Origin of the sequence: Klebsiella sp. CN_Kp091 (genome assembly GCF_040065095.1) — a bacterium.
In the GTDB taxonomy this organism is placed as follows: Bacteria; Pseudomonadota; Gammaproteobacteria; order Enterobacterales; family Enterobacteriaceae; genus Klebsiella; species Klebsiella aerogenes.
In genome coordinates this window covers 128,844-142,115 of sequence record NZ_JBEAIO010000041.1, presented here as the reverse complement: position 1 = coordinate 142,115, position 13,272 = coordinate 128,844, and the positions used below count along the sequence as shown (strand labels likewise).

Here is a 13,272-nt window from a genome sequence, read left to right as displayed (position 1 = left end):
TCATTTCGCCGCTAAGTTTGTTGGAATGGACGCGCCGCTAAGAACAACAAAAGTAGCGTTGATTCCTGGGGAAAGTTCTACAACCGGCCATTGCTGATCCATGATATGAGTGTACCAATCGACCATTTTATTCAGTCCACCTGATACAGCACCGCTCGCACCGACCGCACTTAACGCACCAATATTTGGTCCCTGATATTGAGCTTGTGAGTTGGGGTCGATATTTAGTTGACTAACCTTACTTGGGCTCAAACCTTGAGCAAGCGCGCTTAAACCACCGGCAAGAGCACTCCCCATGATTGCATTACCATTTCTGGAAATAAGTGTGCCTTTGATTCCTGCTTTACCATCGATCTCACTGACGGCGTATGCTTCCAGTTTAATATCAAAGCTTTTTCCTTTAGAGTTCACGCAACTAAGGTTCGTCGTTCTGATATAGACTCGCTCTGAAGCCATATCCCCCCGGGCCGTTCCTAAAAGGTTGCAGTCACGCAAATCCATTCTGTAGTTGTTAGGCAGGAACACATCACGTTTTACCCTGAACGTCACTCCAAGTGGTTCTTCTTGCGACGAAAGAGATGTCGGGGCCTCAACACCAGTAATCAAGACTCCATACAACTGTGACGTTGCTGGCAAATACTGATCGTCTGAACGTCTTGAGTGTTTTGCGTTGCTATCTATGGGTTTAGTTCCATCACCAGCTAACGCAGGTGAACCTGATTTAACTATTCTCTTTTGGTTAGCATTTGTAATGTTCTTTTCAACTATAGGAGTTACTTCCAGTACACCATTATTGGCCGTGGTAATGCTGTTGCTTGTAATGGTGCGAACCAGTTGATTTCGTTGAGGGGATATCCCCCCAGCAACAGGTATTTCCTGATTGCGATTACCTGCAGCATTACCATTAAGTTGGTATGCAGAATTGGGCTGTTGGCTGTCAGTAGGTTGTTGAATGCCACGACTGTCGAGGCTGCGGTTGCTTGCCGGACCTTTACCATTCTGCATATCTGAAATCTGTTGAGTTAACTGCTTAATCTGGCCTCTAAGCTCAGTAATCTCACCAGAATTCTCAGATTTGTATTTTTCCATCTGCTTTACCTGGTCCAACATACTTTGTTGATCTTTTCGGTTTTGCGTCTGTACTGTCTGCAAAAAACGTTTCTGCCCTTCTTCATCCATATTAACAATCGAAGATGTATCAAGCAGATTAGTAACCGGCTTTATTTTTTTCGTTTTCTTGCTTGAGTCATCCCCCCCCATTAGTGTGAGGGTCACCATTACAAGAGCAGCAAATGCGACGATGAGCAAAAATGCCATACGAATGGCTTTATTTTCTGCCCACAATTCCTTCAGCTTCAATGTTTTCATTACGTTGACCTTTATTACCGGGAGGTAAAAATCTCTTTACCCTCAATGATCTGACTTTTTCATCTATCTGCGGAACAGAGTAAGGAGGCTCAGCCCGTAAATTTTTGAATGTGTTGTTTTCAAGATGCTCATAGAACTGATTTTCGATCTCCAGTGCAGTTTGAGGTATCTCTTTAATCTGCTCCTGAGTTTCTGGTTCGAAATTGCTGATATCACTCTCAGTGGGTATATTTTGCCCTGATATTAAATGAGCATCACGATCGTCAATCTCATCAGAGAGCAAATTGTCTATGTCATATACTTTGAAAGCATCATAATCAGCTTTTTGAAATTCGAACGATTTGTATTCAGCGGGCACAATTTGTACAAACTGAGAGCGTTCATTTTCAATGTTAGCGATGTAAAAACCCACACACAAACCAACACTGAACAAAATGGCCAATTTGAACTTAGAAAAGTAACTTTTCTTATCAATCATTGATTAGACTTGGCCGTTTAGTTACGCGAGACTCACGCTCTTGATAAAGTTTGTCACGAAGTATATACAGCTCCGTTTTTTCACCAGGTTGTAGGAATGCTTTATCAAAAATTGCAGTGGCAATTACACCAGGAGTAATACATTTTTGGTCATCAATAACCGATGGGTAAGTCAAGTTATTTTGAACAAGAATTACATCAACAAGTTCACGAGCTCCGACCAAGCGTTGTCCCAGTTTTGCATAAAAGTTAAAACTGCACGGCGTCCGTTCTTTATTTGGTATTACAGAAAGTTTATCAAGCTGAAGCGCGAAGCCGGTAGGAACTTCACCGTTAGCGACTGGGTAAAGAATATCAATTATACGTTGCTTACGGTCATCCTGAGCTATCGATTTCTCATCAAGTTCACCAGACTGTGCTTGCTCTAGAAGTTCCTTATTCGTGTTTTCAGCAATATGGCGATCGCGTTCAATAGCCATATTTTGGGTTAACTGTGTTTGGACACGAATCATAGCTCCAGGAACATCAATTGGTATCAAGGTCAAATTATAAGTGGATGCAGGCACCCCTTCTTCAGATAACATAATCCCAACAGGTGTGTCTTTCACTGTCGTGATAAAAACACTTCCTCCATCAACATAGATGGTTGTATCTTCTGATGGTGCTGTTGTTGAAACACTTACATTTTTGAATGTAGTCTGGATCCTGTTTTGTAAACCCAGAGACACCGGTAAGACAATGTTCCCACCTGGCGGCACAGTGACATTCTGCATTGGCTGATAGCGTTTTTTTGCTTCATTAACAGCTTTTTGTCCTGGACCTTCAGCTGGTGCATTATTCATCAATGTATCTGTCATAGAACGAACTGCAGGTGATGAAGCACTAGCTGGGGAAAGCCCTGGAGCAGCTGGCAACGTTGTAGTCGGCCGGTTAGTATTTATTGGTGGTTGAGTAGCATTATTACTCGTGACCGTACCGGGTACCTGTTTCACTGCATTGGTCACAATATTCATAGCTTCAGAGGAATCAGGCGGTTCATCAAAAGCTTGTGTATTCACTGCCGAAGCAGGAATATTAAATGGTTCATCTGCATGAACAGCTGGAGCAAGCACGTTTAAAGTGATAAGTAATCCTATGAGTTTTCTTTTCATATTATTGGGCTTCTGCTTCATCTTGTGGCTGGATCATGTCGGTATTTTCGGTGAACTCTTTTTCCAATACCTTCCCATTAACGGTTACTTTCTTGATATTAGGTGTGCCGGAGTATTGGTTCAGGTACAGGATTCTTGGGCGACCACTTTTAACACTTAATACCATCTCATACGTCCAACGCTCAGATTGTTCCTTATCTGATACGTTGAGGAATTTGGTTTTACGGGTGCCCCAAACATACAGCACATTGTCACCAGGCAAAAAGTTGACATCTTCCGGAATAAAAGTTTGGTCAACTTTTCTTGCAAGCATCAAATCAGATGCTTTCTTAAGCTCAGCTTCTAAATCTGATTGTTTTGCAGCCGGAAACATTTTTAAAATATAGTTCGTTACGAATGTGACATTTTTTGGGTTAATGTTTCCAAGAGTGGTGGCGATAAACAGACCCCATTGTGTTTTATAGGACTCGCTAGCCTTGGCACCTGCTACAGAAACTTCTTCGGTCATATCTGGAGGTATGGCAATCACTTCCGTCGTAGAAAAAAACACCACTTTAACAACAAGAAGTCCAGCAATAACAGTCAACAAACGGTTGTTTAATATTAGTTTCTTGTCCCGTTGAATTAACTGGGAATATGTCAGTTCTGCACCTGTTTTTTTACCTTTCTTAGGTAAATTCAGTTCCTCAGAAACATTGAGTATGCTTTTCCTACGTTGTATTTTATCAGTACTATAGCTTTCGTACTTTTGACCTCTTCCATCATCTTTCTCTTCATCTACTACATTGTCAGCAACCAACTTCTTAGGTTTAAACGAGAAGAAGCTCGTGACGTAATCTAAAAGTGACTTTTTCTTTTCGTTCATTACTTCTCCGGGAACTTTAGCTGTAAAATCTTCTCATAAAGGGGTCAGAAAAATAGCGACTTTGGAAAACGGATTTACCCGGTAGAAAGCCATTCCACCACAACTTATGTTTTAATCTCCCCCTTATCGCACTCTCCTTAGCTTTGCCGTATGCAATCCAATATCCGATTGCTGCAAATGTTGCTATGGACATGCATTCAAAAATATTACCAAATGAAAGCAACCCCATGACGACCCCTATTTGCTTCGCATCAAAGAAGAGAATTAACAAAGGGAGATTAATTCTAAATGGAAACCGGTATGTGTAATTATCCATTGTGTCAGTACCATTGCTCATAATGACCCCTATTGTATAGGTAAAAAAAAGGGGACTTTCGTCCCCTCAGTATTGTTTTGCCCGTTTAGCAAAATTTATTTTTTACAGTGCTACACCTGCATCAAGGAAACCAGTGATGATCTTTTCGCCGTTAGCCAAAATCATCATCATCAGGAAGGAAACGAGAGCAAGGCCCGGGTTCGGACGACCGATAGAGAAATAGAAAGCAGAGATCAGCATACATGCTGCCAGCGCTTTACCAGGCGCTCCGCTCAGTGCTTCAGACAACTGGGTCCAAATTTCACCCAGAGCACCGTCATCACCGCCAGCCAGCGCGATAGATGAGAACAGAGCTGCACACATCAGTGCGATAAATACCTGGAACATTTTATTGCTAAGCAGATTACGCATACCTTCGGACAGTGTGAAAGAAACTGCTTTCGGGGCCATAGCCATGGATTTGTTGATCATGTTTAACTCCTGAAGACTGAAATTGTTTATGTGATCTGGTGACTAACCAGCCATTTCAGAATACCTAGGAGAGAATTTTAAATTTCAATATATGGATGATATTTTTTATAAAAAAATCAAAAAATGAGAACCATTTAAAAGTTACTTTTATAGAAGTAGGAGCAACTCCTATAGTGTTATAAATTCAGAACTTGAGCGCAGTACATAGTCTAAAATGTCGTAACTTCATGAATTATATGTTGATAATTTGGATTTGTTGATAATTCTGTTCTATCTCCCCTGTTTCTTTGTCAAAATTTTCAGCTGATAAAAGTCACTTTTACCCATATTATGACTCACCAAAACTACACCAGATGTCCTTTAGATTCATTCTCAAGCTTCAACTTTACCGTATGCAAAAGTCACTTTTATCAAATTCGTAACTATTCATTCTTCTATGCCATAAAAGAATACTGCCAGGTTAAGCTCCTTACCTTGGAAAAGTAACTTTTGGACACACTTGTCCACAATCTCAACATAGTCGTTAGGAGTGTGGTTAGTTGAGAGCAGTAAACATAAGGCAAGAGATTGGAACTTATGTTGTTATGAAATCCAGCTATCATTGACGAAAGTAACTTTTGACGGTTGGTTTCGAGTTGAGAAGGTCACCTTAGCGGCCAAACCTATAGAGGGTACTAAACTACAAAAATTGGTGGTTTACCATAATTATGGGGGTGTTTGGGCTGCAGATGCTTCAAAATGTTACGAAAAATGAAGTAGTATTGAAGAAAATGTGATATATATAAACCATTGAAATTGATCGTTTAAATCTATTTTTATAGTTTTTTAACCTAAATATAAACGGTTGCAACATGTAATCTGGAATATAATCTTCCATCTTTGGCGAAATTTACAACATTACCCTCTTCCATAAATGCGTTTCAAATTGTAAATTTAGGATCATTCTGATGCAGGACGTGAATGGAAAATCATGAAAACGAGGTTACTTGAAGTTGCGGGTTTAAATCTAAAAATATCGCTTTATAACAATGTGTTAGTTCTGAGTTGCAATATTGACGGACATTGTAACTATGAAACCCGCCGCATTATTAGCAACTCTATTCTCTCTGAATCAGAGATTTTTGAAAAGATTGACTCTGAATGGGTCTTTAAAATTTTTTCCAAAAATATAAAACATATCATCAATGTATTAAATTCCAACGTCAGCATCATACCTTTGGTAAATCATCAGGTATCTTCTAGGAACGAAATGACAGATACAATGTCATGTCTAAAGCTCAATTGACTTACAATTGTTTTAACCTCTAAAGGGATGTTCGGCTTTAAGCGCCATAGTCCCTTTCAGCGATCAACTAATGAAAAAAAAATACCCCCTTACCTGATAAATTTTTCCTGATAGGATTGGAACATATTTCAGGTGAGGTAATTATGTGGGTCACAACAGATAACATTTTCATAGTAGATAATCAGCCTAACTCTGATGGTCACATGTATATACATCGCCCATGTCCCAACTGTTTAGGGTCTGGTATCAATTGTCAGGTCTGCTCTGGAATCGGGTCATTACCACCGGCTCTTGAAAAAGTTTATCCCGTTTATGAATGGGCTGCACTACACGGGCTGAAGCTACCTTTCAATCAATCAGTAGAGCAGACTTGCTTGAAAAAACATCTGGTTGAACGGTTGGCATTCGTGGAGCAAGATAAAGGTGACTTTTATTCATCTATCTATGCATCACTTAACAAAAGTAACTTTCCTACAAGACTCCAATATCGTTATATTTTGCCTGCCGCCGACAAAACAAAACCATCTGGCGGTCGGTTAGTTATGCCTTTTAATGCAAAACTTGGGGTAACTATTTCTGTGACTCTTTTCGTGAAGCATATTGACGTTTTTACGAGGAAATTCTCAACAGAGAAATTTTCATCACTCCTTATGGAAACCCCTGAACACCGGCATTTCATTCTATATGACACCTACCCTTCGCAGTATAAAATAGGTGATGTCATCGATGCCAAGATCTATACAACCAAAAGGCTTTGGATCAATAACATGAGTATTTTACAAGTAAAATTACTCTCAATTTCTGATGTTAAAAGCTCCTCATCTGTAAATCAGTCAGATAATGCTTATTAAGTATTTAAGGGCTAATTTGGATATGAATAGTCATAAAAATCTTCAAGAAATCGAGGTGTTGCAGGTATTTTTCAAGAAATACCATAAGGCTTCCCTAAGTTTGGATCATTCAAAGATAGAGATAGCGTCCTGCGACATCAGCGCACTTTTGGTTAACGGTAAGAAATGCTCTCGCCCTGATTCGATAAAATTATCAGGCCCTATCATGCATACACGATTTCAACCTCTGTGGTTAGCTATCTTACTTGACTTGAACGTAAGGAAAAATGTTGAGTTAGATGTGTTTGACTTTAATTTTGTAGTTGTGGAACTGATTGAAAAGTCAGAACGTGTTTGCCAGGCCATTGGATTACGAGCAATCAAATATTCATTTTCCGATGTCTCATATTTTCTATTGCTCTTGATTGAGTTCAGGTTAGAAATTGTTCTCAACAATTGTGTTCGGACCATAGCTATGTTTACAGAGGTAAGACATGAGTTTGAAACAAGCACAATCAGCAAAGGGTATATAGCAATCAACCCTCGCGCTGCCTCGCAACTACATGTACTAAGCAACAGAACAGCCATTGTCTTATCAACCTTGTTTTTCTCAAAACGGACTAGTCTTTACACCCTGTTGCAAAAGTTACTTTTGAAAAAAGAAGGTTTGATTCTCGCTGATATTGCACCGGCAACAATATCAGATTTGAAACTACTGAATCACCATGGCGTTATATCTTACACAAGAACCAGAAAAAGCATTGAAATTCATGGTGTTAGTGTTTTCATTGAGGGGTTAAACCTTATGTGATTCCTAGAAAAGTTACTTTTAAAAAAAATAGTTCTGCATTGCTGATCCTTACAGCAAGCCAAAAATAATTCAAACCATATTAATGTAAAGTAATGCTTCTGTAGTTGAACTGGTCATAGGTAGAAGAATGAATAACAACCAACAATCTGCATCCTTTTTTATCACAACAGAACGCCACGGCCGTCAGGTCAGAAATTTACGGGAATTTAGTGATGCCAACCCGGATATCTGCCATAAGGCTGTGAATGGACAGCCTTACATGATTGATCCGAGGGCATTGGAGCTCGTACCTAACTGGAACTGCAGGGAGATGGGATTGGGGGAAGAATATTACAAGCTTCCAAAACCTGCGGCGCACATTCAGAACCTTAAAAACGCATTCATCAACGGTGCAGATATCGACCCTATCACTGTCGTCATTGTTGACGGTCGGCCTCGTGTACGTCAGGGAAACTGCCGTACCCGTGCAGCTTTACTTGCTCTCAAGGAAACAGGTCTTCCTATACTGATTCGGTTACGTGAATTCCTAGGTGATGATATTGAGCAGGAATGGCACTCTTTGGATGGTGCAAAAGCCCTTCTTTTATGCCCCGTAGGTCGCGGAATTGCCTATAGTCGTTTGGTTAATGAAGCAGGAATGTCTGTGGAGCAAGTTTCCAAACGTGAAAACATTTCAGATATGGCCGTACGTCAACTCATTTCATTGGCAACAATCAATGATGAGCTCAAAGTACTAATTAGCCAGGATGTGATTTCGTATACTTTGTGTCTGGAATTGATCCGTGATCTTGGCGAACACGAAGCCCTTGAAAAAATACGTTCAGACCTTAATGACAAGATTAAGGTTCTCTCACCTGATTTATCAGGAGTTGGTTCACTTCCACTTAATGTAACTGACATCATTAAAGCAACCACCGGTACACGTAAAGCAGTCCGGATTACAAAATCTTCGATTGGCATTCAGCCGATCCCACGAAAACTATCTCAAAACCTGGCGGCCAGTATCAAAGAGGTTTCAAACAGATTACGAGCCTCCCTTCCTACGGAGATTGATCTTGAACAAATTGGTCAAAATGAAAAAATAAATATTGAGGTCGACAGGCATTTTGTTGAGCTTATTTTGCAGGCTTATGCCTCTATTCGTGATCATGAAACCAAGCTTGAGCGCAAAACCACAAAGGGTAAACTTTCACAGTCTACTCAATCTACAACTGATGACACCAATATAACACCGGCCTCCAATGCTCCTTTGAATGAACCAACTTCGAACAATCAGAATAACGAATTTTCGTTACTGAATTTGCATTCTGCTGTATGAAGTGAATTACCCATATTAATTTAATTTTTGAGGATTGAGCTATGTCAGATTTAAAAGATAACGAGATGGAGGGAATACCTCCGTTTCCTGAAAATGGTGAACCTTTAGCAGTCACGGTTCTTCCGGTAATCATGAATAATTTTCCTATTGCTAATCCAGAAGAAAATTAACGCCTGTTGCAATCCTATTCTCATCTTAAATCATGGGGTGATACTCTCACCCCATAATTCTATATATTTCAAATACATAACCGCGTTGTTTTTTATAAACACTTAGTAAATATATATTTTCTGTTATTTCTTAATGTTTGTGATAAACACATGAGAATTGCCTCCTCCCCTGCTCATACATCATTAAAAATAGGGCCTATACAGGGCGTTTTTATTTGATTTAATGGTGTCATATACAACAAGGCGGGGGATTCTAAATGAAACATTCAAATGAACAATGGTTTTCAGTTGATGGTCAGTTAATTGATAATAAACTTGTTTTTAATATTCATGAATTCAATGGCTCCGCTCGGTACGAAAAAAACTATTTATGTACATATTGTCATGGTTCCGGCCGTCATCGCATCAGTTATGCAAACTCTTCAGGTACATGTACTTCCTGTAAAGGCACTGGCAAACAGGGTACTTTGATCAAAGAGTGTTTCACGTTGCAGGTGCTTTTTAAAAAGAATTATTCAGCTGCTCAAAAGGTTGTTAATTCAAATTCCTGGCGCAAGAACCAAATTGATAATCTATCTGCACTTGAGCAAAAAATCATGTTATCAAGCAGCAAAAATCAATTCCTGAAAAGTCTTACACTTACCATTAAAAGTGGCCGTCATCTTTCCAGTAAGCAAATTGCGGTAGCAGAGCGTATCCTCTCCGAAATCAACTGACCTCCAGAGTTCAAATGTCACTATCACTAGATTGTGACATTTTTTTCTTTTGCCCTCTTATCTCGAAATCCAAAAAATTTCGCATGATATTATTCACGTATAGACCGATGAGCGTCTTTTGAAAGTAACTTTCGTGGCTTCTCACATTAAAAGGTTTCCTATGGGTTTTCCACAATTCTTACATCATTCTGCTTTAGTTATGACCTTTTCAATTGCCGCAAGCATGCTATCCATTGCGAATGCCCGGGTATACGAGTATACGTTCACAGATATCCATGGGGCTCAAAAAAGTGTCTCTGAAAGTGCGCCGTATCTTAATCCACATGGAAGTTTTAATGTCCTCCTCATTGGTGGCTTAGACCAACAAATTCGCGTATCCGTTTTTCGCGATACGGATACCAATGCTGTCTTTAGCACAACAACCGGCATCATTACTGTTGATGACCGAATTGCCTCCTCAAGCGGCAATTATTTTTACGGGAAGACAGTTACTATTCCTCCTATTAGTGATGGCCGTTACACCATAAAATCAGACATTTTGGATTCAAAATCGTCTGTTGTTTCAACAACAAGCCATCTTGTTGTAATAGACACTGTAGGGCCTACGTCAGATAACTTTTCAGTACCATGGATACCAGGATATAACATGGTGGTAACTGGGCAGCGTTGGGAACTAGGGCAAGGACAGGAATCTGCCATCAATCTTGCAATTAAGAATATCAATGATCTATCTGGTTTTGATAAAGCTATAGTTCAAATATTAAAACCTGATGGTTCTACACAATCAAGTTATGAAATGACGTATGATGAGGGTTCTAAAGCAGCTACAGCCCCTATAACCAAAGGTGGGGGTGCAATAGCCAAAGCTACCTGGATGCCTGTTTCTGATGCTGATGTAGAGTATCGCTTTAGGGCATTTCTCTATGATAAAGCGGGAAATATAACTCAAGTCCCCGATCAGAAATTTCTCTTTGATTCTTCGGCCGGGGAATATGAACTATTTGCAGTTGCTGATCCTAATTCAACAACAAGTGTAGTTCCAGGTATTGCTACTGGTTATATTAAATATACTGCTGGTATGACTGTTAATACCAATCCTGTCACCCTTGTCTATAAAATACCCAAACTAAATTATAGAGCTTATAATAAAGCTGGTTTATCTTTCGGTTCGCTGCTTACAGAAGTTAATGGTTACGTTTATATTAAACAATCCACGCCGGTTGGAACGTCATTTACTATACATAACGGTTACCAGTATGGAGGTGGTAACTCTTCTTATAACATTAAGTTGAGTTCAACGGCTCCAAAATCTCCTTCTATTAAATCCTACGCAACTACTTTTTCTACAATTGGAAGTTTTTCCGCTGGTACAATGAAATTCACCAATAAGGATTTACCTGGTGAATATCAAAGTGCTACTGTCATCGTTGATCCAAGAGATTATGTGCAGTCGTTTTATAATATTACTCAAGGTTATGAAGTTTGCACCATTCCCCAAGGTGAAATTTCTTGTACGGGACCATTTTCATATTCTATAAATAAAGGTAATGGGTACTTAGCTCACTATTTTATTGTTCGAAATCCCGATAAGACACTTTCATCAAATCAATTTGAAATTCGTAGTATTTGGAATACAGATTTAATTCCAAAAATCACGGGCTACGATTATAAAAAAGAAAATAAGTCTGTGCTTGTTTATGTTTCTCAGCCTGGAAATGGTAGCTGGCGTGATGTTTTAATGCTCTCAAAGGTAGAGATACTCGATACAATTTCTAATGCAGTACTTCTTACTGGTACAAAAGTTGCCATGTCGGGCGAAGAGTACACCTATGCATTTGATTTATCAGGCATACCCGAAGGTAGCTATAACCTTGCGTTTAGTGCTACTGATACTTTCAATAATACATCTCAACTTCCGTTCCAATCTCTTGTTGTTGACAATACTCCCCCTTCAATTTCTTTTTCTTATGAAGGAAAGCCACTTCTTACTGAAAGCACTGTATATGGACTTGAGAACATATCTATCTCTGTAATAGATGCGCTTAGTAGCTCGGAAATATATCAGATGGTTCTTCAGGGTGGGCCTACCTCTGATGATGTAGAATTGGGTTTCGTGAAAAATTCTGATGGTACTTTCACGCCATTATATCCTCGCTTATTCCCATCTCTAGATGCGAACACTGATAAATATACACTTCTAGTGAAAGCTAAAGACAGTGCAGGAAATGTGAGTACTAACTCTATCCGCTTTGCATATTACCCTAAAAACCTGATTGTTTTGGATCAGTTAAACACCCTTGCAGTCAATAAAGCCCTTTCTTTATCTACGGGAGAACCATTGGCGGTGTTAAAGGCCAGTCAATTGAGAAGAAATGATGGGTCTTTAGCAAAAGGTATTCAGACGGCTCTTGTTACAGTACGCTCTGATGCTTCTTTCCCTCTAAGTATTATAAGTAACATCGTTAACCCTGGAGAAACTAAAGAAATACAAATTGATTTGGGCACAGTTGGAAATGATGTCGTAATTCCAATATTTCCTGGTACAAATGGTATTGTTGGCTCTGCTGGTTTTATTGTTGAGTTCCCACAATTGAAATAAACTCTTTTAGGGCCAGTCTTTTCGATGGCCCTAACTTTTGCCGGTAAAGGTTAGGATGTATATTCGTTTCACATACAATACTTCATTTCTCTTATTATTCTCTGTTTCTTTTCCCCCTCCCCTATTCCCGTGATTTCTTTCGATAGCATCGAAAGTCAGCGTATTTCTGTTCCCCGGAAGACCGTACATAACTCCGTCGCTCTCAGCCTTCACACTTATATCTTAGCTGTATCATGTTACCTCATAGGTAATAAAATACCCTGTATTTCGCATCCCCCGGAGTCTCAGGTGCTTTCTGATGTCTCTCTGGAACAAAGCAACCCCCTTGTTCGCAGTGCTGATTCTGGTGCCTCATCAGATTCCTAGTACCTTGCTGGAAGAAAACAACCCCGTTGTTCGCAGAAACCCACTGGGCCCTCATACTCTTACCGTAGCCTCGCAGGTATAAATTCACCCCCCTTCTTCTCAGATCGGATTCGTGAGCGTGATAGGCTTCAAGGGTCTTTGCATGACTAAAAACAACCCCGTTGTTCGCAGTTCACAGTTACCCAACAGGTTCTCTTACGCGTCCTGATGCCTATCAGGAGTAATACAACCCCGTAGCTTGCAGATAGTCGCCCTGGTTCTCATACATCGTCCTGATGTCTGTCAGCAACAATGCAACCCCTTTGTACGAAGATAGCCACTTTGAACACTGCGGTTTTTTGATGATTCGCTGGTCAAAAACCACTATGTTGTCGCAGTCATGAACATAGATACTCAGCAGATTCCTCATACCCGGCCGGTTCAAACTTCCCCACTGTTCGCACAAACCCACCAGGTTCTCTTATTCGTCCTGATGTCTCTCATGTAAAAAACAACCCCGTTGTTCTCAGAAAACACTTTGGGGTCTTAT

At 39.9% G+C, this 13,272-nt stretch carries 12 protein-coding genes; 6 read left to right on the top strand and 6 right to left on the bottom strand.

Features of this window, described 5'->3' with window-relative positions; translation table 11 throughout:
• The 6 genes from ABLV17_RS16570 to ABLV17_RS16545 all read right to left on the bottom strand — a co-directional run bounded on the left by ABLV17_RS16570 (nucleotide 1) and on the right by ABLV17_RS16545 (nucleotide 4,648).
• Entirely contained in the window at nucleotides 1-1,368 is a 1,368-nt protein-coding gene (locus ABLV17_RS16570; protein ID WP_348854463.1) for a TrbI/VirB10 family protein, read from the bottom strand.
• On the bottom strand, nucleotides 1,328-1,846 hold the full coding sequence (locus ABLV17_RS16565) for a hypothetical protein (RefSeq protein ID WP_348854462.1): 519 nt from the start codon (nucleotides 1,844-1,846) through the stop codon (nucleotides 1,328-1,330). Before ABLV17_RS16565 ends, ABLV17_RS16570 begins: the two co-directional genes overlap by 41 nt.
• A complete protein-coding gene (locus ABLV17_RS16560; protein ID WP_348854461.1) occupies nucleotides 1,839-2,996 on the bottom strand; it encodes a type-F conjugative transfer system secretin TraK in 1,158 nt (385 codons plus the stop codon). Before ABLV17_RS16560 ends, ABLV17_RS16565 begins: the two co-directional genes overlap by 8 nt.
• Before the next feature lies 1 nt (nucleotide 2,997).
• A complete protein-coding gene (locus ABLV17_RS16555) occupies nucleotides 2,998-3,861 on the bottom strand; it encodes a TraE/TraK family type IV conjugative transfer system protein (RefSeq protein WP_348854459.1) in 864 nt (287 codons plus the stop codon).
• Nucleotides 3,862-3,877: 16 nt separating this feature from the next.
• On the bottom strand, nucleotides 3,878-4,198 hold the full coding sequence (locus ABLV17_RS16550; RefSeq protein WP_042927287.1) for a type IV conjugative transfer system protein TraL: 321 nt from the start codon (nucleotides 4,196-4,198) through the stop codon (nucleotides 3,878-3,880).
• An 81-nt stretch (nucleotides 4,199-4,279) separates the two neighbouring features.
• Entirely contained in the window at nucleotides 4,280-4,648 is a 369-nt protein-coding gene (locus ABLV17_RS16545; RefSeq protein ID WP_009652482.1) for a hypothetical protein, read from the bottom strand.
• Between the two features lie 1,428 nt (nucleotides 4,649-6,076).
• Here ABLV17_RS16545 and ABLV17_RS16540 point away from each other — a divergent pair.
• The 6 genes from ABLV17_RS16540 (at nucleotide 6,077) to ABLV17_RS16515 (ending at nucleotide 12,377) form a co-directional block, all read left to right on the top strand.
• Nucleotides 6,077-6,784: a hypothetical protein gene (locus ABLV17_RS16540; protein WP_052544821.1), complete on the top strand. Its 708-nt coding sequence runs from the start codon at nucleotides 6,077-6,079 to the stop codon at nucleotides 6,782-6,784.
• A gap of 22 nt (nucleotides 6,785-6,806) precedes the next feature.
• A complete protein-coding gene (locus tag ABLV17_RS16535) occupies nucleotides 6,807-7,574 on the top strand; it encodes a hypothetical protein (RefSeq protein WP_348854457.1) in 768 nt (255 codons plus the stop codon).
• 127 nt (nucleotides 7,575-7,701) lie between these two features.
• Nucleotides 7,702-8,892, top strand: coding sequence for a DNA-binding protein (locus ABLV17_RS16530; RefSeq protein ID WP_348854456.1), 1,191 nt, complete (start codon nucleotides 7,702-7,704; stop codon nucleotides 8,890-8,892).
• A gap of 41 nt (nucleotides 8,893-8,933) precedes the next feature.
• Nucleotides 8,934-9,062, top strand: coding sequence for a hypothetical protein (locus ABLV17_RS16525; RefSeq protein WP_255299947.1), 129 nt, complete (start codon nucleotides 8,934-8,936; stop codon nucleotides 9,060-9,062).
• Nucleotides 9,063-9,319: 257 nt separating this feature from the next.
• Nucleotides 9,320-9,778 (top strand): YuiA family protein, encoded by a 459-nt coding sequence (locus ABLV17_RS16520; protein ID WP_348854455.1) that lies wholly within the window; start codon nucleotides 9,320-9,322, stop codon nucleotides 9,776-9,778.
• Nucleotides 9,779-9,938: 160 nt separating this feature from the next.
• Nucleotides 9,939-12,377: an Ig-like domain-containing protein gene (locus tag ABLV17_RS16515; RefSeq protein ID WP_348854454.1), complete on the top strand. Its 2,439-nt coding sequence runs from the start codon at nucleotides 9,939-9,941 to the stop codon at nucleotides 12,375-12,377.
• The last annotated feature ends 895 nt before the right edge of the window (nucleotides 12,378-13,272 follow it).

Bases quoted from the DNA above. Each gene is read 5' to 3' on its own strand.
- ABLV17_RS16550 (WP_042927287.1), bottom strand. From the start codon at position 4,198: ATGAGCAATGGTACTGACACAATGGATAATTACACATACCGGTTTCCA.
- ABLV17_RS16520 (WP_348854455.1), top strand. From the start codon at position 9,320: ATGAAACATTCAAATGAACAATGGTTTTCAGTTGATGGTCAGTTAATT.
- ABLV17_RS16525 (WP_255299947.1), top strand. From the start codon at position 8,934: ATGTCAGATTTAAAAGATAACGAGATGGAGGGAATACCTCCGTTTCCT.
- ABLV17_RS16530 (WP_348854456.1), top strand. From the start codon at position 7,702: ATGAATAACAACCAACAATCTGCATCCTTTTTTATCACAACAGAACGC.
- ABLV17_RS16570 (WP_348854463.1), bottom strand. From the start codon at position 1,368: ATGAAAACATTGAAGCTGAAGGAATTGTGGGCAGAAAATAAAGCCATT.
- ABLV17_RS16540 (WP_052544821.1), top strand. From the start codon at position 6,077: ATGTGGGTCACAACAGATAACATTTTCATAGTAGATAATCAGCCTAAC.
- ABLV17_RS16515 (WP_348854454.1), top strand. From the start codon at position 9,939: ATGGGTTTTCCACAATTCTTACATCATTCTGCTTTAGTTATGACCTTT.
- ABLV17_RS16535 (WP_348854457.1), top strand. From the start codon at position 6,807: ATGAATAGTCATAAAAATCTTCAAGAAATCGAGGTGTTGCAGGTATTT.
- ABLV17_RS16555 (WP_348854459.1), bottom strand. From the start codon at position 3,861: ATGAACGAAAAGAAAAAGTCACTTTTAGATTACGTCACGAGCTTCTTC.
- ABLV17_RS16565 (WP_348854462.1), bottom strand. From the start codon at position 1,846: ATGATTGATAAGAAAAGTTACTTTTCTAAGTTCAAATTGGCCATTTTG.
- ABLV17_RS16545 (WP_009652482.1), bottom strand. From the start codon at position 4,648: ATGATCAACAAATCCATGGCTATGGCCCCGAAAGCAGTTTCTTTCACA.
- ABLV17_RS16560 (WP_348854461.1), bottom strand. From the start codon at position 2,996: ATGAAAAGAAAACTCATAGGATTACTTATCACTTTAAACGTGCTTGCT.